This is a genomic window from Nocardia sp. NPDC004151, assembly GCF_042874235.1.
Lineage (GTDB): Bacteria > Actinomycetota > Actinomycetes > Mycobacteriales > Mycobacteriaceae > Nocardia.
The window spans coordinates 20,126-39,875 of record NZ_JBIAMR010000022.1 but is presented as its reverse complement, the minus strand read 5'-3'; the positions used below and the strand labels follow the sequence as shown (position 1 = coordinate 39,875).

General features: G+C 68.7%; 19 protein-coding genes. 6 read left to right on the top strand and 13 right to left on the bottom strand.

Annotated features, from left to right (window positions below; genetic code table 11):
- Window positions 1–106 precede the first annotated feature (106 nt).
- Window positions 107–664: a TetR/AcrR family transcriptional regulator gene (locus tag ACFYTS_RS33635; protein ID WP_387309358.1), complete on the bottom strand. Its 558-nt coding sequence runs from the start codon at window positions 662–664 to the stop codon at window positions 107–109.
- A 93-nt stretch (window positions 665–757) separates the two neighbouring features.
- Here ACFYTS_RS33635 and ACFYTS_RS33630 point away from each other — a divergent pair, with 93 nt between their 5' ends.
- Entirely contained in the window at window positions 758–1,402 is a 645-nt protein-coding gene (locus tag ACFYTS_RS33630) for a hemerythrin domain-containing protein (protein ID WP_387309357.1), read from the top strand.
- A gap of 60 nt (window positions 1,403–1,462) precedes the next feature.
- On the opposite strand, the gene ACFYTS_RS33625 is transcribed toward ACFYTS_RS33630, so the two are convergent.
- From ACFYTS_RS33625 to ACFYTS_RS33615, 3 genes are all read right to left on the bottom strand, one after another.
- A complete protein-coding gene (locus ACFYTS_RS33625; protein ID WP_387309356.1) occupies window positions 1,463–2,311 on the bottom strand; it encodes a ParA family protein in 849 nt (282 codons plus the stop codon).
- A gap of 146 nt (window positions 2,312–2,457) precedes the next feature.
- On the bottom strand, window positions 2,458–3,525 hold the full coding sequence (locus tag ACFYTS_RS33620; protein ID WP_387309355.1) for an alcohol dehydrogenase catalytic domain-containing protein: 1,068 nt from the start codon (window positions 3,523–3,525) through the stop codon (window positions 2,458–2,460).
- 4 nt (window positions 3,526–3,529) lie between these two features.
- On the bottom strand, window positions 3,530–4,714 hold the full coding sequence (locus ACFYTS_RS33615; RefSeq protein ID WP_357287178.1) for an LLM class flavin-dependent oxidoreductase: 1,185 nt from the start codon (window positions 4,712–4,714) through the stop codon (window positions 3,530–3,532).
- Window positions 4,715–4,954: 240 nt separating this feature from the next.
- Here ACFYTS_RS33615 and ACFYTS_RS33610 point away from each other — a divergent pair, with 240 nt between their 5' ends.
- The 3 genes from ACFYTS_RS33610 (at window position 4,955) to ACFYTS_RS33600 (ending at window position 8,872) form a co-directional block, all read left to right on the top strand.
- Window positions 4,955–5,602, top strand: a complete 648-nt coding sequence (locus tag ACFYTS_RS33610; RefSeq protein WP_357287180.1) for a TetR/AcrR family transcriptional regulator — start codon at window positions 4,955–4,957, stop codon at window positions 5,600–5,602.
- 210 nt (window positions 5,603–5,812) lie between these two features.
- Complete coding sequence (locus ACFYTS_RS33605; protein ID WP_387309354.1) at window positions 5,813–7,000, top strand: lipase family protein; 1,188 nt, start codon at window positions 5,813–5,815, stop codon at window positions 6,998–7,000.
- Between the two features lie 192 nt (window positions 7,001–7,192).
- Window positions 7,193–8,872: an enoyl-CoA hydratase-related protein gene (locus tag ACFYTS_RS33600; RefSeq protein WP_387309353.1), complete on the top strand. Its 1,680-nt coding sequence runs from the start codon at window positions 7,193–7,195 to the stop codon at window positions 8,870–8,872.
- Between the two features lies 1 nt (window position 8,873).
- On the opposite strand, the gene ACFYTS_RS33595 is transcribed toward ACFYTS_RS33600, so the two are convergent.
- Together ACFYTS_RS33595 and ACFYTS_RS33590 are read right to left on the bottom strand one after the other, a co-directional pair.
- Window positions 8,874–9,188 (bottom strand): multidrug efflux SMR transporter, encoded by a 315-nt coding sequence (locus ACFYTS_RS33595; RefSeq protein WP_357287184.1) that lies wholly within the window; start codon window positions 9,186–9,188, stop codon window positions 8,874–8,876.
- 47 nt (window positions 9,189–9,235) lie between these two features.
- Window positions 9,236–9,571: a multidrug efflux SMR transporter gene (locus tag ACFYTS_RS33590; RefSeq protein ID WP_357287186.1), complete on the bottom strand. Its 336-nt coding sequence runs from the start codon at window positions 9,569–9,571 to the stop codon at window positions 9,236–9,238.
- A gap of 140 nt (window positions 9,572–9,711) precedes the next feature.
- On the opposite strand from ACFYTS_RS33590, the gene ACFYTS_RS33585 reads away from it, so the two are divergent.
- Window positions 9,712–10,161 (top strand): MarR family winged helix-turn-helix transcriptional regulator, encoded by a 450-nt coding sequence (locus tag ACFYTS_RS33585; RefSeq protein WP_387309352.1) that lies wholly within the window; start codon window positions 9,712–9,714, stop codon window positions 10,159–10,161.
- 31 nt (window positions 10,162–10,192) lie between these two features.
- Here ACFYTS_RS33585 and ACFYTS_RS33580 read toward each other — a convergent pair whose 3' ends face one another.
- The 5 genes from ACFYTS_RS33580 to ACFYTS_RS33560 form a co-directional block, all read right to left on the bottom strand.
- The gene (locus ACFYTS_RS33580) at window positions 10,193–11,365 is read right to left on the bottom strand and encodes a thiolase family protein (RefSeq protein WP_387309351.1); all 1,173 of its coding nucleotides are present in this window, start codon (window positions 11,363–11,365) and stop codon (window positions 10,193–10,195) included.
- On the bottom strand, window positions 11,365–12,462 hold the full coding sequence (locus ACFYTS_RS33575) for a chorismate-binding protein (protein WP_387309350.1): 1,098 nt from the start codon (window positions 12,460–12,462) through the stop codon (window positions 11,365–11,367). Before ACFYTS_RS33575 ends, ACFYTS_RS33580 begins: the two co-directional genes overlap by 1 nt.
- Entirely contained in the window at window positions 12,455–13,627 is a 1,173-nt protein-coding gene (locus ACFYTS_RS33570) for an AMP-binding protein (RefSeq protein WP_387309349.1), read from the bottom strand. Before ACFYTS_RS33570 ends, ACFYTS_RS33575 begins: the two co-directional genes overlap by 8 nt.
- Window positions 13,627–15,315 (bottom strand): 2-succinyl-5-enolpyruvyl-6-hydroxy-3-cyclohexene-1-carboxylic-acid synthase, encoded by a 1,689-nt coding sequence (menD, locus tag ACFYTS_RS33565; RefSeq protein WP_387309348.1) that lies wholly within the window; start codon window positions 15,313–15,315, stop codon window positions 13,627–13,629. The genes ACFYTS_RS33570 and menD overlap by 1 nt, the downstream gene beginning before the upstream one ends.
- A gap of 329 nt (window positions 15,316–15,644) precedes the next feature.
- Window positions 15,645–16,847, bottom strand: a complete 1,203-nt coding sequence (locus ACFYTS_RS33560) for a cytochrome P450 (RefSeq protein WP_387309347.1) — start codon at window positions 16,845–16,847, stop codon at window positions 15,645–15,647.
- Between the two features lie 160 nt (window positions 16,848–17,007).
- On the opposite strand from ACFYTS_RS33560, the gene ACFYTS_RS33555 reads away from it, so the two are divergent.
- On the top strand, window positions 17,008–17,796 hold the full coding sequence (locus ACFYTS_RS33555; protein ID WP_387309346.1) for an SDR family NAD(P)-dependent oxidoreductase: 789 nt from the start codon (window positions 17,008–17,010) through the stop codon (window positions 17,794–17,796).
- An 11-nt stretch (window positions 17,797–17,807) separates the two neighbouring features.
- On the opposite strand, the gene ACFYTS_RS33550 is transcribed toward ACFYTS_RS33555, so the two are convergent.
- Entirely contained in the window at window positions 17,808–18,386 is a 579-nt protein-coding gene (locus tag ACFYTS_RS33550; protein WP_387309345.1) for a TetR/AcrR family transcriptional regulator, read from the bottom strand.
- A 64-nt stretch (window positions 18,387–18,450) separates the two neighbouring features.
- Window positions 18,451–19,623 (bottom strand): cytochrome P450, encoded by a 1,173-nt coding sequence (locus ACFYTS_RS33545; protein ID WP_387309344.1) that lies wholly within the window; start codon window positions 19,621–19,623, stop codon window positions 18,451–18,453.
- Window positions 19,624–19,750: the final 127 nt, after the last annotated feature.

Here is a 19,750-nt window from a genome sequence, read left to right as displayed (position 1 = left end):
TACACCAGAGATCGGTTCGCCCACCCGAAGGTCGAGCAGGCGAAACTGCTCGGTAGGCAGCGCATCCAGAAGCGGAATGTGTTTCCACCCTGAGTGTTCGGCGCTGTCAGGGGTTGGTCAGTAGGCCGTTCACCAGTGCTCGGATCCCTGGCTCGGGGTCGAATTTCGGTTCCGGCCAGGTGATTTGGTGGAGGATGTGGCCGTCTAGGTGGTCGAGGAGGGTGCGGCAGTGGGGTGCGGGGGTGGTGGAGCCGAGGCGTTCGAGCGAGGGGGTGAGCCACGTGGTGATGGTGGTGCGGGCGATCGCCAGGGGTTCGAGGAGGTCGGGGTTGGCGACGGCTTCGAGGAAGAGGGTGTAGCGGGCCAGGGTTCGGCTGCGGGCCGGGCCCAGGGCGTGGCGGGTGATGGCGGTGAGGGCTTCGACGAGGGCGGCGGGGGTGTCGGGGCGGAGTAGGCCGCTGACGACTTCCCAGTCGTGGCGGTCGAGTTCGACGAGGTGGGTGACGATGCCCAGGAGGAGGGCGTCGCGGGTGCGGAAGGAGTTGGAGGCGGTGCCGGCGGGGACGGCGGCGGCCTTGTCGGCGGCCTGGAAGGTGAGCCCTCGGGGGCCTTCGGTCGCGAGGACCTCGATCGCCGCGTTCAGTACCTGCTCCCGGCGGGACATCACTCCTCCTTGCACTATGTCTGTAGTGTCCGACACTATGAATGTAGTGTAGCGTCGGGACGTGGCGTCACTGCCACACGTCGAGGAGCCATCATGCCCGTGTCATCCGTTGCCGGTCTGCCCCGAGGTCACAAGACCATGCTCTTGGCCCACCGGGCCATGATTCGAGATCTGGATCGGGTCCAGCGGACAGCCCTGGACCTGGCGACGACGCCGAATCCGGCGCGCGCCAAGGCGCTGGCTGCTTACATGGGCAAGCTTGCCGCGGTGATCCATCATCACCACGAGGGCGAGGACGAGTTCCTGTGGCCGCGCCTGCGTGACGCCGGCGCCGATGAACGGGCCCTGGAAATCCTTGCTGCGGAACACTCCGAGCTCGCCACCCTGCTGAGCGCGTGGCAGGAGTTCGGCGCGACGCCGGTCTCCGACTCCGCGGCGGCCAACCGCCTGTCCGAGCTCACCACCGCCGTCCGCGGTCAACTCGCCGCGCACGCCGCGGACGAGGAACGCGAACTGCTCGGCCGCCTCGCCCCCGTCCTCGACGAGCCCACGTGGAAGGGCTTCGAGAACCACATGCGAAGTACGGCCCCGCTGTGGACCCTGCGCTTCATGCCCGCCTGGCTGCTGTCGGTCGCCGGTCCGGACGATGCCGCAGGCGTCCCGGTTCCCTTGCTGGGCAGGCTGTTCGGCGGCTGGCTGGAACGCGCCCAGCGGGCCGCTTTCGGCGACAACTATTGAGCCGGTGCGTGTCGTGCTCCGGAGGGGAGACCACGGCACCACCGTTATTGCATAGCCCGCCTACTGCGGAAACGGCAGTGAGGACTGGGCCGCGTCTCGGCCGGAGCGCTTGAGGAATTCGCGGGCCAGCTCGCGGTATTGCTCGGCGCCTTTGGATTTGGGGTCCAGGGTGGTGAGGGGTTCGCCGGCGATGGTGGAGTCGGGGAAGCGAACGGTGCGCGAGATCATGGTGTCGTAGAGGCGTTCGCCGAAGGTGTCGGCGACTCGGTCGAGGACCTGGCGCGAGTGCAGCAGCCGGGAGTCGAACATGGTGACCACGATTCCCGACAGCTCGAGGCGCGGGTTGAGGCGTTCGCGCACCTTTTCCATGGTGTCGTTGAGCAGGGCCAGGCCGCGCAGTGAGAAGAACTCGCACTCCATGGGGATGATGACGCCGTCGGCGCAGGCCAGGGCATTGACGGTGAGCAGGCTCAACGACGGCTGGCAGTCGATGAGGATGTAGTCGTAGCGGTCGCGGACGGGGTCCAGCACCCGGCTCACGGAGTGTTCGCGGCCGACTTCGTTGACCAGCTGGATCTCCGCGGCGGAGAGGTCGATATTGCTGGGCAGCAGATGCAGATTGGTGACGGCGGTCTTGATCAGGACATCGTCGATGGGCGGGGCGTTGCGGCCGAGTAGGTCGTAGACGGTCAGTTCCAGGTTGTGGTGGGCCACGCCGAGGGCCGCCGAGAGCGCGCCCTGCGGGTCGAGATCGACCAGCAGCACCCGCAGTCCGCACTCGGCAAGCGCGGCACCTAAATTGACCGTCGAGGTGGTCTTTCCGACGCCGCCCTTCTGATTGCACAGGGCAATCACCTGGGCCTCGCCCGTGCTAGCCACGTCCTCCCCAACAGCATTGTTTGCCGACATTTCGCCAGAATAACCTGTCACGTGGCGGAACTGGCGGACCCGCTCCGGGGCGCTTTGTCGCGAAATCGCTGGACGTTAGCCAATCCCGGTGTGGAGGGCCCCAACCCATGTCGCCCTCCACCCCCGGATCGGACGGAATCGGCAGCTCAGCGGCCCGGAAGCACCAGGATCTTCACGTGCTCCTCCGGGTCCCGCAGCGCGGTGAACGCCGCGGCCACGCCGTCGAGCCCGACGCGGCCGGTGATGATCGCCTCGGCGTCGATCTGCCCCGCCGCCAGTCGCTCCAGGGTGATCTCGTAGGCGTTCTCGTACGGCCCGTGCCCGAAATTGATGGCGATCCGCCGGAACTGACCCACCACCGGAATGATCGGCTCGTCCGCGAACGGCGCGGCCACCACCTGGATGCGGGAATTGAACGGCATGGTCCGCATGAGCGTGCCGAGGATCCCGGCGCGCCCGCTGCATTCGAAGGCGATGAGAATGCCGGTGCCGGACTGGCCGACGACCGAATCCTGCTGCGCCACCGCCGTCATCCAGGCCGCGATCGGATCCTGCTCGTTCGGATCGACCACGATGTCCGCCCCGACCGCCCGCGCCAGCTCGCGGCGCTTGGGCGAGGGTTCGGAGGCGACCACCAGCCGCGCCCCGCGCGCCTTGGCCGCGATGATGGCCCCGAGCCCGATTGTCCCGCAGCCGATCACCAGCGCCGAGTCCTCGGGCGTCAGCCCCGACTGCTGCACATGCATCTCGCCCACGTGCAGCGGCTCGGCCAAGGTGGCGTGCTCGAGCGACAACCCGTCGGGCACGTGCCGCACCCACCACGAGTCCACCACGATGCTCTCGCCGAACGCCCCGTGATAGTCGTTGGAGTAGCCGATGATCGTCGGAATCCCGGTGACGGTCTCGGTGGCCAGCCCGATCCCGGCGACCCGGTCCCCGACCGCGAAATCGGTGACACCGGAACCGATCTCGCTGACGGTCCCCGCGTACTCGTGCCCTAGCACCACCGGCCGCTCGGTGTCGAAGGTCGCCAGCGGATACCCGCTGTCGGTGGCCACCTGCACGAATCGGCAGGGGTCCTTGGACATCGACAGGTCGCTGCCGCAGATGCCGCACGCGGCGACCGCGATGCGCAGCTGGCCGGGTCCGAGGGCGGGCGGCTCGGCCACCTCGGTGGCGGTGAACTCGCCGTTCAGAAACTGTGTGGCGCGCATGGTGTCAGGCTCCCGTCGCGGCGGCTTCGCCGTAGTAGTCGGTGTGGGCCTTGGTGATCGCGGTGACCAGCTGCCCGATCAGCAGTTCCCGGTTGTCGGCGGCGTACTGCAGGCTGTCCTCGCGGCGGCGGTTGCGATTCTTGAAGTGCGGGATCACCTCCGAGGCGAACAGCTCGTAGCTGCGCTTGGTGTCCTCCCAGCTCGCCATGTCCACGTGCAGCACGAGCATGGTGCCGAAGCCGCCGGTCTTCTCGATCAGCTTCTCGATCCGCTCGATCGCCTCGTCGGGCGTGCCGATGATGGCCTGCCCGAATTCGCCGAGGTTGTCATTGCGCCACTGGTCGATGATTCCCTTGGGCGTGTCGGCCCAGGCCGGGTTCTCGCCGGTCTGCCGGTTCACGTAGGCGGCCATGGATCCGATGCGCCGGCTCACCGCGCGCTCGGCCTCCGCGCGGGTCTCGGCCAGGAAGATCGGGTTGACCAGCCGCCACCGCGACCGGTCGGCGACGTGCCCGTGTTCGGCGCACGCCTTCTCGTAGACGCCCCAATTGCGGTCCAGCACTTCGAATCCCATGGGCGAGCTGGCGGCCAGCGACAGCAGCGACAGCCCGTGGGTGCCGGCCAGCACCGACCCGTTGGGGGAGATGGTGGAGGCGGTGGCGACCTCGATCCCGGCCGGATCGTAGGTGGGCAGCTGGGCGCGCGCGTCGCGCAGGGTGAACCAGTCGGTGGTCATATTGACGACCTCGCCGCGCAGCAGCGCCAGGATCGCCTCGAGCGCCTCGCCCTGGCGGCGGCGCTGATCGGAGGGGTTGATGCCCATCATGTGCGCGTCGAGCGGGATCTTGCCGGGCCCGGTGCCGAAGATGAGGCGTCCGCGGGTCTGCAGGTCGAGCTGGGTGATGCGGTCCACGGTGACCAGCGGGTGGTGGTAGGGCAGCGACATGACGCCGGTGCCGAAGCGCAGGCGTTCGGTGCGTTCGGCGGCGGCGGCGATGAAAACGTCGGGCGCGGGCACGATCTCGGCGCCGGTGGAGTGGTGCTCGCCCATCCAGGCCTCGTCGAAGCCGAGGTGGTCGAGGTGTTCCATGAGATCGATGTCGCGCCGCAGCTGGAGGGCCGGGTCGGCGTCGAGGGGGTGGTAGGGGGCCAGGAACGCCCCGAACTTCATCGATTCAGCGGTCCACATGCGGGATCTCCTTACCCAGTGCGCCGGGCTTCGTCGCCCGGAGCGGTTCCCCGAGTAAACCTGGATCAACTGATCCAGAAATGATGTCGTCCCGGTGAGTGGGCATGATTCGAAAACTGAGGTGGAAGTACTGATCACATCCCGATAATGGGCGGTTTCGGCGTCCGGAAATCGGCCTGTCGATCCACTTGTGTACCCCGTGCTGACGGGCCCGCCCCGTCGATGTGCGAAGCTCGTGGCGTGACCGTCCCGATGCAGAACCGCCAGGGCAATGCGACCCGCACCCGGCTGGTGAAGACCGCCGAGCGCCTGTTCGCCGCCCAGGGTGTGGACGCGGTGTCGGTGCGCGCGGTCAATGCCGCGGCCGGTCTGGGTCCGTCGTCGGTCAACTACCACTTCGGCACCAAGGACGATCTGATCGCCGCCGTGCTGCTGGATCTGGGCGCCGTGGTGCGTGACCGCATTCGCGCCAATGCCGACGCGCTGGCGGCCCGCCCGGAGCCGCCGACCGCGGAGACGCTGGTGCGCGCGGTCACCGAGCCGTATCGAGACCTGCTGCTGGCGCATCGGACTCGCGGCATGCGCTGGATCAAGATCGTCACCCAGCTCTCGCTGCTCTCGCATCCGGCGTTGACGACCGCCGAGCAGGATCTGCCCGATCAGCTGCACGTCCAGCTGCGCCGCGCCTTCCCGGCTTCGGATCCCGATCGGCTGGAAGCTCGCTGGGCTATTGCCCTCATGGGTTTCCTGCAGGCCCTCAGCCGAGCCGACGACTGGCATCCGGGTGCGACTCCGCCGCCCGCGCAGGAGCTCTCCGACTTATACGAAGACCAGGTCGTTTTCCTGATCGGTGGGCTCGATCGTCTACTGAGTGGGACTGTCGGCTGACACTTCATGCCTCGTTTGTCCGCATGCCTGGACGCTGGACCAGGTTAGCTGTAGCGTCACTGTACGATTCGCGAGAGGCTTGCTGTCTGTCCTCTCCCGGTTCATGGGCGCGGCTGTGCCGCATGCCAATCCGTTGCTTGTTGGTCGACCGTTCGTTCACGTGCAGTCGGGGGCGCGAGACTCGAACGGCTGAAGTGTGAGGGAACGTCGTTGTTCGCAGTATCCGCCAGGGCGGTGGTCCTGGCCTTGAGCATCCTGACCGCGGGGGCGGTGTGTGCCCCCGTATCGGCTCAACCCCTTTATCCCACACAGGATTCCGATCCTTTCTACAACCCGCCCGCCGATCTGGGCAGTTTCGCGCCCGGTGACGTGGTCCGCACCCGCAGCATCGACCCGGGCCTGTACGTGGGCACCGACGGCTGGCAGGTCGCCTTCCGTTCCACCAATTCCCAGGGTCAGCCGATCCTGGGCATGACCACGGTGCTGATGCCCAAGGGCGTCAAGAACCCGCCGCTGGTCTCCTATCAGGCCCTGATCAATTCCCTGGGCTCGCAGTGCAACCCGTCGCGCTCGCTGTTCAACGGCGAACTGCAGGACGGCGCGGGCGCCATGCTGCCGATCGGGCGCGGCTGGGCCATCTCCATGCCGGACTACCTGGGCCCCAACGTGGCCTACGGTGCGGCGAAGCTGAGCGGCATGGTCACCCTGGACAGTGTGAAGGCGGTCCGCAAGGTCGCAGAGCTGGGTCTGGGCAATTCGCGGGTGGCGCTGGCCGGGTACTCCGGCGGCGGCATGGCGACCGCGTGGGCCGGCGCCCTGCAGCCGGAGTACGCCCCCGATCTGAAGCTGGACGCCGTGGTGGCGGGCGGCATTCCGGCCGACCTGGAGCAGATGGCGCTGTCGCTGGGCTTCGCCCCGCACCCGGGCTTCGGCCTGGCCTTCGCCGCGGCCATGGGGCTGGAGCGCGAGTATCCGGACCGTCTGCCCATCTCGGATCAGCTCAACGAGAACGGCCTGTGGTTTCGGGAATTCACCCATGATGCCTGCCGCCGCTTCCTGTTGTTCCACGGCGCCTTCCGCAGCGCCGATCAGATGGCCGCGTCCAAGAGTCTGATGGACTCTCCGGTGGCGCACGAGGTGCTGCGGGAGAACAGCCTGCGTTATCACCCCGGCAACCCGACTGCCCCGACCTACTTCTGGCAGGGGCGTTTCGACGAGCTGACGGCCTTCGATCCGGTTGGCGAGGTGGCCGACCACTACTGCAAGGCGGGCGTGCCGGTGGTGTTCCGGCCCTTCGAGATCGCCGAGCACATGACCACGGCGGTCGCGGGTTTCCCGGACGCCTGGAACTACGTGGAGTCGCGTTTCCGCGGGGATCCGGTCCCGACCAGCTGCTGATTCGATAACCAATTGTGTGCTGTGCCACCCTGGTCGCATCGATACGCCAGCAGAGACAGAGTGCTTCCGTTCTGAATTTCCTTTGGTAACAGCTTGATCCCGAAACTTGTCAAGCGCTGATTCGTCCATTATTCCTAGATGGAAGTAGTTAGCTGGTTCAACGCTGAGCCGTGTTTCAAGGGGAGAAGTCCGATGCGAATCCTGCTCGTGGCCGGCGCCTTCGACAGCCTGACGCAGCGCATCCGGATCGAGCTGGCCGAGCGGGGTCATCTCATCGGGGTGGAACTGGCGCTCGGTGACGACGCGATCAGGGCCGGGGCGGCGGCCTTCGGGCCCGACCTCATCGTCGGGCTCATGCTCGCCGAACCGGTCCCGGCGGACCTGCGCGCCCGGCACGTGGTGCTGGTCGTGCGGCCGGGGCCGGAAGGCGATCACGGCCCGTCGTCACTGGATTGGGCGATCGGCACCGATGCCGCGTCGTGGAGCGTCACCGTGCAGCGCGCCGGTGACGCGCCCGGTCCGGCCTGGGCATCGGAATCGTTCCCGATGCGCATGTGCTCCAAGAGCGAGCTGTACCGGACCGAGGTCGCCGACGCCGCGGTGGCGGCCCTGCTGCGCGCGCTGGACCGATTCGAACAGCACGGCGCCGCACCGATCGACCCGCGTACCGAGGTGACCGCGCCGCCGCACCCGTGCTACGCCCAGAACTTCCGCCGCATCGACTGGGCCCACGACAGCACCACCACCGTGCTGCGCAAACTCCGTGCCGCCGACTCGAATCCGGGCGTGCTCGACGAGCTGTACGGCGGCGAGTACTTCCTCTACGGCGGTCATCTGGAGGACCGGCTGCGCGGCGTGCCGGGCCGGGTGATCGCCACCCGCGACGGCGCGATCTGCCGGGCCACCGTGGATGGCGCGGTGTGGATCCCGCAGCTGCGGGCCTGCCCGCGCCCGGATGGCCCGCCCACCTTCAAACTGCCCGCCACCGACGTGCTCGGCCCCGAAGCGCTCGCCGGCATTCCTGACGTACCGGTGAGTCCCTGCGAGGCGGCCGTGCGCGTCACCTGGTCGGAGCTGCGTTATTACGAATACGACGAGGTCGGCTACCTCGGATTCACCTATGCCGGTGGCGCTCTGAGCACCCGCCAGTGCGAACGCCTGCTGGAGGCCTACCGCCTGGCCTGCACCCGTGCGGTGAAGGTGCTGGTGCTGGGTCCGGCTCGCGACTTCTTCTGTAATGGCATCCAGCTCAATGTGATCGAGGCGGCCCCCGATCCGGCCGCCGAATCCTGGCGCAATATCAACGCTTTCAACGACCTGGTCGAGGCCATTCTCACCACGACCGACAAGCTCGTGATCTCCGCGCTGCCCGGCAATGCCGCCGCGGGCGGGGTGATGCTGGCCCTGGCCGCCGACGAGGTGTGGTGCCGCGAATCGGTGGTCCTGAACCCGCATTACCGGGTGTCGGGCCTGCGCGGGTCGAAGTACTGGACCTACACCCTGCCGCGCCGGGTGGGCGCGGAGTGCGCGGATCGCCTGACGGGGGAGGCGCTCCCGATCGGCGCCCGCGCCGCCGCGGCGCTGGGCCTGGTGGATCACGTGGTGCCCGGCGATCCCGCCGAGTTCCGCACCTGGGTCCGGCACACGGCCGCCGCCCTGGCCACCGACCCCGGCCTGCCCGTCCGCATCCGGGAGAAGCAACGTCGCCGCGCGGCCGACGAGGCGGTGAAACCGTTGGCGGCGTACCGCTCCGAGGAGCTCGAACACCTCACCGAGGAGGTGTTCGATCCCGCCTCGCCGTTCCACCGCCTGCGCCACGAGTTCGTGACCAAGTCCGGCCCACCGAGCACCCCGGTCTACCTGCTCGGGTAGGTCAGGCGGCCAGCCGCAGGACCAGCGCCCCGGCGATGATGGATCCGAAGGCGATCACCTTGGGCGCATTGATCTTCTCGTGGTAGATCAGCGCACCCAGGACGACGGTGCCGATCGAGCCGAGGCCCGTCCAGATCGTGTACCCCACCCCGACATCGAGGGTGCGCAAGGCGAGACTGAGCGTGTAGATCCCCGCCGCGGCGGCGGCCAGGGTGAACACCGACGGCCACAGGCGCGTGAACCCCTTGGTGGCATTCGTGCCGAGCGCGAAGGCGACCTCGAAGACGGCGGCGATGAGCAGGTATACCCAGGACATGACGGTTTCTCCTCGAAAAGGGTGGAAGGGGAACGTGAGTCGTCGAATCAGGCGGGAGCGCCGGTGAGCTTGTCGGCGATCTTCAAGCCCAGGACGCCGCCGATGATGAGTACGAAGGCCAGGACCTTGGCCGGGGTGAACTCCTCGCCGAACACCACCGCCCCGAACAGCACGGTGCCGACCGACCCGATGCCGGTCCACACCGTGTAGCCGACGCCGACGTCGAGGGATTTCAGGGCCAGACCGAGGAAGAAGATCCCGCCCGCGGCGGCCGCTGCGGTGAGCAGGGACGGGCCCAGGACGGTGAACCCGTGGGTGGCGTTGGTCGCCAGCGCGAAGACGATTTCGAACACGGACGCGATCAGCAGATAGACCCAAGCCATGGGAGCTGCACCCTTCATGTGATTGTATGTACGTGCAAGTAAATGCTCGCGAAGAAGAGAATGCATGTACATGTAAACTTGTGTCAAGCCCCGGTGGCCGACGTCTCGTCCGGACACCGCCAGATCGAGGGAGTGAGTCGATGCCGTCGCAGGCGAAAAGCGTGAAAACCGGTGCGGATACCCAACTCTGGAACCGCGTGCTGATCCTGCACGCACAGGTGGAGAGCCGCCTCGCGACGGCCCTGCAGCGTCGTCACGGGCTCGGATTGTCGGAGTATCGGGCGCTGAGCTTCCTCGAACAGGCCCCTGACAGCGAACTGCGCATGCAGGAACTCGCCGACAAGCTGGGCCTGAACCAGAGTTCGGTGACCCGGCTGGTCGGCCGCCTGAACGCGGCCGACTTCACCTACCGCGACCTGTGTCCCGACGACAAGCGCGGCGTGTACACCGTGCTCGCCGACGCCGGACGCGACCGCTACCGCGAGGCCCGCACCACCTACGAGGACACCCTCGCCGCGGCGTTCGCCGAGGTCGCGACGGGCGACCCGGCGATCGCCGCGATCCTGGCCGCTGCCCGCGCCGCGCACTGAGCGGGGCGCGGCGCGCGATGTGCGGGCTGCGTCAGAGCGCTTCCAGGATCATGGCATTGGCCTGACCGCCGGATTCGCACATGGTCTGCAGGCCGTAGCGGCCGCCGCGTTCGTGCAGTGCGTGCACCAGGGTGGCGGTGAGCCGCACCCCGCTGGCCCCGAGCGGATGCCCGAGCGAGATCGCGCCGCCGTGGACGTTGACCCGGTCGAGGTCGGCCCCGGTTTCGCGCGCCCATGCGAGGACGACGCTGGCGTACGCCTCGTTGATCTCGATGAGATCGATGTCGTCCAGCGTCAATCCCGTTTGCTTGAGCACCTTTTCGGTGGCGGGCACCACGGCGGTCAGCATGAGGAACGGGTCGTCGCCGACCGCGATGTGACTGCGGATCCGGGCCAGCGGAGTGAGCCCGAGTCGCTTGGCGTGTTCGCTGGTGGTGACCAGCACCGCCGCGCTGCCGTCGCCGAGCTGGCTGGCATTGCCCGCGGTGATGTGCCAGGCGATCTCCGGGAACCGCTGGGCGATGGCCTCGTTGTAGAACGACGGCGACAGCGCGGCGAGTCCGGCCGCGGAGGCGTCGAATCGGATGGTCTCGTCGCGGGCCAGGCCGTTGATCGGCGGGGTCAGTTCGGCGTCGAATCCACCCCGCTTCGTGGCCTCGGCGGCGCGGCGGTGGCTCTCGAGCGCGTACTCGTCGAGCTGGCCGCGCCCGAATCCCCAACGCGCGGTGATGAGTTCGGCGCTGATGCCCTGCCACGGCACGCCCTGCGGATAGCGTTCCAGGAACGCCGATCCGGTGAGGTTGTCCACGTCGAGCAGGCTGGTGCCCATCGGAATCCGGCTCACCGACTCCACGCCGGTGGCCACCACCACGTCGCAGTCTCCGGCGATGACCGCGTGCGCGGCGAAGCGCAGCGCCTGCTGGCTGGCGCTGCACTGCCGGTCGATGGTGCTGGCGGGCACCGATTCCGGGAACCCGGCCGCGAGCGAGGCGCGCCGGGTGACATTGGTGGCCTGTTCGCCGACCTGGCTGACCACGCCGCCGATGACCTCGTCGATCAGCGCCGGATCGATGCCGGCCTGTTCGACCACGGCGCGCAGGCTGTGCGCCATCAGGTCCACCGGGTGCACGCCGTCGAGCGCGCCGCCTTGTTTTCCCCGTCCGATCGGCGTGCGTACCGCCGCGACGATGACCGCGTCACGCATCACGGGATCCCCAGCACCCGGCGCATGGTCGCCAGCTTGGCCGAGGTCTCGGCGAACTCGGTGTCGATCCGGCTGCGCGACACCACGCCGCCGCCGGTGCGCAGCGTGAGATCGCTGCGGTGCGAATCCAATTCGAGTCCGCGCAGCGCCATGTGGAACTCGCAGTCGCCGGTGCTGTCGATCCAGCCGACCAGGCCGCCGTAGTAGGCGCGGGCAGGTTCGTAGTCGGCGATCATGCGCCGCGATACGGCCTGCGGCACCCCGCACACCGCGGGGGAGGGGTGCAGTGCGGCGACCAGGTCGGTCACCGGGACGTCCGGGTCGAGCAGGCGAGCGGTGATGGGAGTTCCCAAGTGCCACAGGCCCGGAGCGGTCACCAGTTCGGGATCGTCGGGATAGTCGAGGTCCGGGCAGAACGCGGACAGGCCCTTCACCATGAAGTCGACCAGGTGCCGATGCTCGGTCAGGTACTTGTCGTCGAACAGCAGGGCGCGGGCGCGTTCGCGGTCCGCGGATTCGGGCAGCCGGGTGTCGCGCAGCACCGTTCCGGCCAGCGGCGTCATGGTGAGGGTGGCGCCGGACTTCGCGAGGAACAGCTCCGGGCTCGCGCCCATCGTGTACACGCCCGGGTGGTCGAGGTGCTCGACGAAGTAGCTGCGCGCGTTCGGGTACAGCTCGGTGATCCGATCGAAGAGGGCGAGCGGATCGACCACGCCGTCGTAGAAGTAGCGCTCGCAGCGCGAGATGACGATCTTCTCCAGCTCGGGCTCGGTGGCGCGCAACAGTGCCAGCGCGTCGTCGATGTGGCGCAGATAGTCCGCGATCGCGGCGTCGTTGAACTCGACATCGGCGCGGAACTCCGGACGCGGGCCGGGACGCCGCGGGCTCCGGTCCGGCGTGGTGGTCCGCCAGCCCAGGTACAGCGAGGACTCGGCGAGCTCGGTGTCGAAGGGGATCGCGCCGGCCACCACATTGCCGTACGCGCCCGCCCGCACCGCGGCCTCCGCCTCGGCGAGATTGTGATAGCAGATCAGCGGCCCGTCCAGGCCTACCGGGCCGTTCGCGCCGGCCAGGCGGAATCGCACGGGATCATGCATGGGAGTGCTCCGATTCGGTGGTGGTCAGTCGGTCGCGCACGGCGCGGCGGTCGATCTTCTGGTTCGCCAGCAACGGCAGCTCGGCGCCGAGGACGAAGCGCTTGGGCACCGCGGCCCGGCCCAGCCGCTGCCGCACCCGCTCGCGCAGCGGCTCCAGGTCGTGGTCGGGAATCGAGTGGCGCGTCACCAGATACGCGCCCACGAGCTCGCCCCACTCGCGGTCGGGCACGCCCATGACCACCGCGGACTCGATCCACGGCACGCCGGTCAGAGCCTGTTCGATCGCGACCGCGGATACCTTCACGCCGCCGGTGTTGATCAGGTCGTCGACGCGGCCGGTGGGCACCAGCAGCTCCTGCGACCAGTGCCCGCGGTCCGAGGTGCGGTACCAGCGGGTGCCGCCCTCGCGGTAGAAGGGCTGCTCGCCGGCGACATCGAGATAGCCGTCGGCGACCACGCTGCCGCCGAGATGGATTATGCCGTCGATGATCTCGACCCGCACACCGCGTAACGGCGTGCCGTCGTAGACACAGCCCCCGCATGTCTCGGTCATGCCGTAGGTGACCACGGCGTCGGTCAGCTCGCGCAGCACACGGCCGGTCTCGTCGTCGAGGCGCGCGCCGCCGATCAGGATCTTGTCGAAAACCGCCAGGGCGGTCCGGGATTCGGCGTCGGAGAGCAGCCGGGTGACCTGGGTGGGGACCAGCGAGGTGTAGCGGCGGCCGGCGGGCAGCCGCCGGGCCGCGGCCGCGAACGCGGCGGGATCGAAGTGGCCGCCGGGCAGCGTCGTCACCCGGGTGCCGCCGAGCGTGGCTCGCGAGATCACCTGGAAGCCCGCGACGAATCCGGCCGGCAGGCACAGCAGCCAGTCGCCCGCGCCGCCGAGCCGCTCCGAACTCGCCTCCGCCGAGGCGGCCAAGGCGATGCGGGACAACAGGGTTCGCTTCGGGACGCCACTGGAACCGGAGGTGGACAGCACCACCGCGGTGGTGGCGGGCACGGTCGGCGGAAGCCCCTGCGCCTGCACGGGATCGGTGATCGGGGCGATGGCCTCGCCACCGCGGTACGCGAGCTCGATGGCGCGGCGGACGGTGTCGACCGCGGCGTCGGGATCCTCGGGAACGAGTAGGGGAGTCAGTGGTATGGAGTCGGATGGGTGTGGCATCAGGAGTGCAGCTCCAGCTCGAGATTCAGCGCCGAGACGGCGGTCGCGTCGAACGCCGCCTCCACCGCCTGGCGGGTGCGCGCGTGCACATCACGCAGATCGGTTCGGGCGACCGGGATTTCGAGCACCGACAGTCGGCTGGACCGGCGGGCGAGGCCCAGTGACGCGGCCAGATCGTCGATCTCGACCGTGGTGTGCGCGACGTCGTAGGCGCGGCACAGGTGGGCGATGTCGATGTTCTGCGGCGTCCCGTAGATCCGTTCGAAGGTGTCGCCGTAGGGCTCGCGCTTGTAGCGGGCGTCGCCCTGCTCGAGCAGTTCGAAGATGCCACCGCCGGCGTCGTTGGACACCACGATGGTCAGGTTCGCGGGCATGCGTTCCAGCCGCCCGGTCTGCAATCCGGACGCGTCGTAGGCGAAGGTCAGGTCGCCCAGCAGTGCGACGACCTGCCGGTCGGGGTGGGCCAGCGCGGCTCCGGTTGCGGCACTGACGTTTCCGTCGATGCCCGCGACGCCGCGATTGGACAGCACGTCCACGCCGGGCGGGATCAGGCCGGTCAGCGAGACGTCGCGGATCGGGTTGGACGCGCCGAGCCACAGCAGGTCGCCGGGGCGCAGGGCCCCGAGCACCGCGTGCGCCACACCGACGCCGGTGCGGCGGTTGGCGGGCTCGGCCATCGTCCGCGACCAGGCGTCGCGCACGGTCTCGTCGGCGTGTTCGAGTTCCTCGATCCACACCGGCACCGGATCGCCGGTGAAGCGCGGATTCCGGGACAGCAGCTCGATATCCGGCGCGGCGTAGAGCCAGTCGCCGCCCCCGGAGACGAGCACGGTGCGCACGCCCGGCCGGGCCAACAGGCGGCCGACATTGCGGTGCAGGGTCGGACGGCCGTAGACCACGACCTGCTCGGGCCGCACCTGGTCGAGAACCCAGGGGTGCAGGCGTTTCCGGTCACCGACCGCCACGGTCGGCTCGGCCATCACCGGCAGCGGCGGCAGGTCGGCCGGGTCCGCGCCGTCACCGGCGATGACCAGGGTGGGCCGGCGCAGGTCGAGCTCGACCGCATCCGGGTGCGCCGCACCCGGGATCTCGGGCATGGCGATCCACGGGGCGCCGCCGGGACGTCCTGCGGGAGAACAGGTTTCGGGCTTCGGCGGTAGTCCCGACGACAGCGGCACGTCGATCTGCACCGGGCCGGGACGGCCGACCAGCTTGCCGGTTCCGATGCCCAGGGTGCGGCAAACCTGTGACCGCAGTACGCCATTGGCGGTCGCGTCGACCGCGCCGCCGGACCAGGTCTGCTGCACGTGCCGCGTCTGCGAGGCGAGCAGCGCGGTCTGGTCCACCGTCTGCGACGCGCCGGTGCCCAGCACGTCGGGCGGGCGATTCGCGGTCACCAGCACCAGCGGCAGATCCGAGTAGTTGGCCTCGGTGACCGCGGGCAGCAGGTTCGACACCGCGGTGCCGGAGGTGGTCACCACGACCGCCGGACGGCCGGTCGCCTTCGTGATGCCCAGTGCCACAAAGGCTGCCGAGCGTTCGTCCAGCCGGACCTGGAATTCGATCTCCCCGGCCCGGGCGCGCCGCGCCAATTCGAAGCCGATCGGACCGTTCCGAGAGCCGGGACAATACACGAACCATTGCACGCCATTGCGAATGAGTTCATCGATGACTACGGCCGAGATCACCGATGGCATAGTGTATTTCCAAACTGAAATGATGTCATTCCGCGCAAATGCGAAACCCATTGAAAAATAGTCACAAATCAATCCCCACAGCGCGTCCCCGACAATTATCCGCTGTTGGTCATCTGACCCGCAACGCCATGGCAACACGCTATCGGGACGTGGCTGATGCTGTCAATGTGAGCCGTCACTCTCAACAGCCTTGCAGCTCAGAGCGATTCAGTCACGGTGTGGGGGTGTGATCTGGGCGGGTGGACAGACTGGTCTGTCAATGCCGTTGTCGCGCTGGGATAAGTCGGATTTGTTGTATTGGTCAGCGCGTATTCACTTGGCTACCAGGCCACCGGAAGCGCCTTCGGGCCACGCAACAGCATGCCTGTTTTCCATTCGATAGCGTCCGCCGGAACCGCCAAGCGCAATTGTGGATATCGGTGTAGCATCGCGGTGAGCGTGACATCCAATTCGAGTCGGGCCAGCTGCGCGCCGACGCAGTGATGGAATCCGTGGCCGAAAGTCAAGTGCGAGTTGTGATGCCGGGTCAGATCCAGGGTGTCGGGATCGGGGAATACCGTCTCGTCGCGATTGGCGGCCTGCAGATCGACGAAGACCGATTCCCCGGCGCGGATCAGCGTGCCCGAGAGTTCGATGTCCTCGGTGGCGATGCGGGGGAACGCGCCGCCGTTGCCGACCTGGATGTAGCGCAGCAGCTCCTCGATGGCGGTCGGAACCAGCCCGGGATCGGCGTGCAGCCGGTCCCATTCGCTCGGTTCGGTGAGCAGCACGTAGGTGAAGTTGGCGATCTGGTTCGCCGTGGTCTCGTGCCCGGCGACCAGCAGGGTGATGCCGAGGGTGATCAGCTCCTCCTCGCTGAGCCGGTCCTCGTTGTCTCGTGCCGCCACCAGCGCGCCGAGCAGGTCGTCGGCCGGTCGTTCGCGGCGTACGGCGATCTGCTCGGTCAGATACCCCGCGACGGCGGCGTACGCCATCGCGCGCTCCATGTCGCTGACCGCGGTGGTGGACATGATCGCGTCGGAGAAATCGCGGAAGCGATGCTGGTCTTGTGGTGGGACGCCGAGCATTTCGCAGATGACGGTGACCGGCAGCGGCAACGCCAGCGCTTCGACGAGATCGGCGGGCGAGCCCGCGGCCTCCATGGCGGAGAGCAGCTCGTCGACGATGCGTTCGGCGCGCGGGCGCAGCTGCTGGACCCGGCGCGAGGTGAACGCGGTCATGGTGAGTTTGCGGAGCCGGGTCAGCTCCGGTGGGTCCATGCTGGTCGGAATGTTCGGCAGCGCAGGGGTTTCCCGCACCCGCGGCACATCCATCCGGCCCACGGTGGCGGCGCGGCTGAAGCGGGGGTCGCTGAGCACCGAGCGCACATCCGCGTAACGGGTGACGAGCCAGGCCTCGCCGCCAAACGGCAGCAGGATGCGCGAAATCGGTTCCTCACGTTGGAGTTTCGCCGCGAGCGGCGGCGGATCGAGCCGGACCGGCTCCCCGAACGGGTAGGGGCGGGCTTCGGTGTGTGTGGTCACGCGGTACTCCCTGTTTTTGGGACGTGACCTTAGTTGTCCGCGCACCCGCGCGCCTCGCCGAACGACATCTCGCTGCGCGATCGGCTCCGGCCGCGGCCATAGACTCGGCCACGGCGCGAACCGCGGCCGCGCGGTCGTCCCCTGCGAAGGAGTGTCGCTCGTGAACATCGACCTGACCGGCAAGACCGCACTCGTCACCGGCTCCACCCAGGGCATCGGGCTGGCCATCGCCGCCGGACTGGCCCGCAGCGGAGCGCGCGTCGCCGTCAACGGTCGCACCGCCGACCGGGTCGAGTCCGCGGTCGCCGAACTGCGGGTCACCGGGGCCGACGCGCACGGCGTCACCGCCGACGTCGCCACCGCCGAGGGTGTGGATCGACTGCTGAACGAACTGCCCGCCGTCGACATCCTGGTGAACAACCTCGGGATCTTCGGGGCCGTGCCCGCGCGGGAGATCACCGATGCGCAGTGGCGCACCTACTTCGAGGTCAATGTGCTGGCCGCGGCCCGGCTGATCCGCACCTATCTGCCGGGCATGATCGACCGGGGCTGGGGTCGCGCGCTGCAGATCGCCAGCGACTCGGCCATCGTGATTCCCGAGGAGATGATCCACTACGGCGTGTCCAAGACGGCGCTGCTGGCGCTGTCGCGCGGATTCGCGAAAGACGCTGCCGGAACCGGGGTTACGGTCAACTCGGTCATCGCCGGGCCGACGCACACCGCCGGGGTGGAGGACTTCGTCTACCAGCTGGTGGACCCCGCGCTGCCGTGGGATCAGGCGCAGCGCGAGTTCATGCGCGCCCACCGCCCGCAATCGCTGATCCAGCGCCTCATCGAGCCCGAGGAGATCGCGAACATGGTGGTCTACCTCAGCTCCCCGCTCGCCTCGGCCACCACGGGCGGCGCCTTGCGGGTCGACGGCGGCTACGTCGACTCGATCCTGCCGTAGACCCCGCGCCGCTAGCCCGTCAGCGCCGCGAGGTACGGGGCCACCAGCTCCCGCGCCCGCGCGTCGACCACCGTCGGTTCGGTGCCGGCCTCGACCATCCGGGTCGCGGCATGCACGATCGCGTTCACCAGCTCGGCCGTCAGCTCCGGATCGGCCGCGCCCAGCTCCGCCAACGCGGCCGTGAGCGGTGTGGTGAGCCCATCGTGCAACTGCCGTGCGCGCCCGGCCATGTCGTTGTTCGGCAGGGCGGATGCCAGCGCCCGCGCCACGGCGTGCTCGCCCTCCATGACGAGATCGATATTGGCGGTGATGTATTCGAGCACCCGCTCCGCCGGATTCGCGGCCCGGCCCATCTGCTCGGCGATGCGCGCGCTCCAGCGCGGGAACGCGTCCTCCAGCACCGCGATCAGCAGGTCGTCGCGTGACTTGAAGTACTGGTAGACGCTTGGCCGCGCGAGTCCGGTCCGTGTCGCCACCTCGGTCAGCGTGGGCACCTGCCCGGCCGTCAGCACATCCCGCGCCGCGTCGAGCAGCGCGCGCCGCTGGGCCGCGTGGTGTTCGGCGACGGTCGCCGCCCGGATCTTCGGCACAGCGCCGGGTCCTCCTCGCCGGATCGGGTGAATGGTCCCGACAGTGTCCCATCCACCCGATCGGTCAGCGGCAGGTGACCGGCAGTTCGCTGAGACCGTGGATGACCAGGCTCGGCCGCCAGCGCAACCGCTCGCGCTCCCTGACGGTGAGCGCGGGGAACCGGGCGAGCAGCCGGGCCAGGGCGATATCGGCCTCGAGCCGCGCCAGCGACGCGCCCAGGCAGAAGTGGGCTCCGTAGCCGAAGGCGATGTGGTGATTGTCGATTCGGTCGGCGTGGAAGGTGTGGGGCTCGTCGAAGCGGGTGTGGTCGCGATTGCCCGCTCCGAGGGACACCATGAGCAACTCGCCGGGCTCGATGCGGACCTCACCGAGGGTGAGCGGCGCGGTCGTGTAGCGGAAGGTCGCGATATTGACCGGGCTGTGGAACCGCAGGACCTCTTCCCGGAAAGTCTTGGCGGCCAACGGATCCGTGGCGATCCGGGCCCGGGCTCCGGGATCGTCGGGCAGTTCGAGAACACAGCCGCCGATGAGGTTCACCGTCGTCTCGTGTCCGGCGACGAGCAGCAACAGGGCATTGGATCGGAGCTCGTCGGAGGTGAGCCGGTCGCCCTCCTCGGTGGCGCGGATCAATGCCGACAGCACATCGGTCCCGCCCTCGGCCCGGTGCCCGGCGATCAGATCGTCGAGGTATTTCGCCAATTGGGCATTGGCATCGGCCTTCGACTCGTGACTCCGCGCACTGACCAGTTCGCTCGACCAGCGCTGGAAGTCGGAGCGGTCGGCGGCGGGCACGCCGAGCAGTTCGCAGATGACGGTGATCGGCAGCGGGAAGGCGAACTCCCGCAGCAGATCCACCGTCGTACCGGGCGTGATGGCGTCGAGCAGCTCGTCGGCGATCTCGGTGATCCGCGGCGCCAGGGCGGCGACGGCGGCCGGGGTGAACGCCCGATCGACCAGCTTGCGCATCCGGGTGTGGAGCGGCGGATCGGCATTGAGCATGTGCCGTCTGTTGCCCGGATCCGCGACGGTCGCACCCGCCACCAGCCGATCGTCGTCGGCCACCGCGTGCAGGTTCTTACTGACCGTCGGGTCGCACAGCACCTGCCGCGCGGTGGTGTAATCCGTGACGAGCCAACCGATCACGCCGTGCGGGAACCGCACGTGATGGACCGGCCCGAGCTCGCGTAGCCGTTCGTAGGTCGCGTGCGGGTCCTGGAAGAACTCATCGGTCAACACGATCGGCCGCTCGTCGATCAAGACAACCCCCGGAGGTGAATGCGTCCGCAGCGGAGAGCCGGTCCGCGCCAGGGACGGACCTGTGACTCAGGATAGGCGCTGGTCGGCCGTCCTGTCGGCGGTTGTG

What these genes read in the sequence shown, in the direction of transcription:
- ACFYTS_RS33635 (WP_387309358.1), bottom strand. Translation starts at nt 664, where the DNA reads ATGTCCCGCCGGGAGCAGGTACTGAACGCGGCGATCGAGGTCCTCGCG.
- ACFYTS_RS33585 (WP_387309352.1), top strand. Translation starts at nt 9,712, where the DNA reads ATGCCGTCGCAGGCGAAAAGCGTGAAAACCGGTGCGGATACCCAACTC.
- ACFYTS_RS33580 (WP_387309351.1), bottom strand. Translation starts at nt 11,365, where the DNA reads ATGCGTGACGCGGTCATCGTCGCGGCGGTACGCACGCCGATCGGACGG.
- ACFYTS_RS33600 (WP_387309353.1), top strand. Translation starts at nt 7,193, where the DNA reads ATGCGAATCCTGCTCGTGGCCGGCGCCTTCGACAGCCTGACGCAGCGC.
- ACFYTS_RS33625 (WP_387309356.1), bottom strand. Translation starts at nt 2,311, where the DNA reads ATGTCGGCAAACAATGCTGTTGGGGAGGACGTGGCTAGCACGGGCGAG.
- ACFYTS_RS33570 (WP_387309349.1), bottom strand. Translation starts at nt 13,627, where the DNA reads ATGCCACACCCATCCGACTCCATACCACTGACTCCCCTACTCGTTCCC.
- ACFYTS_RS33590 (WP_357287186.1), bottom strand. Translation starts at nt 9,571, where the DNA reads ATGGCTTGGGTCTATCTGCTGATCGCGTCCGTGTTCGAAATCGTCTTC.
- ACFYTS_RS33575 (WP_387309350.1), bottom strand. Translation starts at nt 12,462, where the DNA reads ATGCATGATCCCGTGCGATTCCGCCTGGCCGGCGCGAACGGCCCGGTA.
- ACFYTS_RS33620 (WP_387309355.1), bottom strand. Translation starts at nt 3,525, where the DNA reads ATGCGCGCCACACAGTTTCTGAACGGCGAGTTCACCGCCACCGAGGTG.
- ACFYTS_RS33615 (WP_357287178.1), bottom strand. Translation starts at nt 4,714, where the DNA reads ATGTGGACCGCTGAATCGATGAAGTTCGGGGCGTTCCTGGCCCCCTAC.
- ACFYTS_RS33595 (WP_357287184.1), bottom strand. Translation starts at nt 9,188, where the DNA reads ATGTCCTGGGTATACCTGCTCATCGCCGCCGTCTTCGAGGTCGCCTTC.
- ACFYTS_RS33630 (WP_387309357.1), top strand. Translation starts at nt 758, where the DNA reads ATGCCCGTGTCATCCGTTGCCGGTCTGCCCCGAGGTCACAAGACCATG.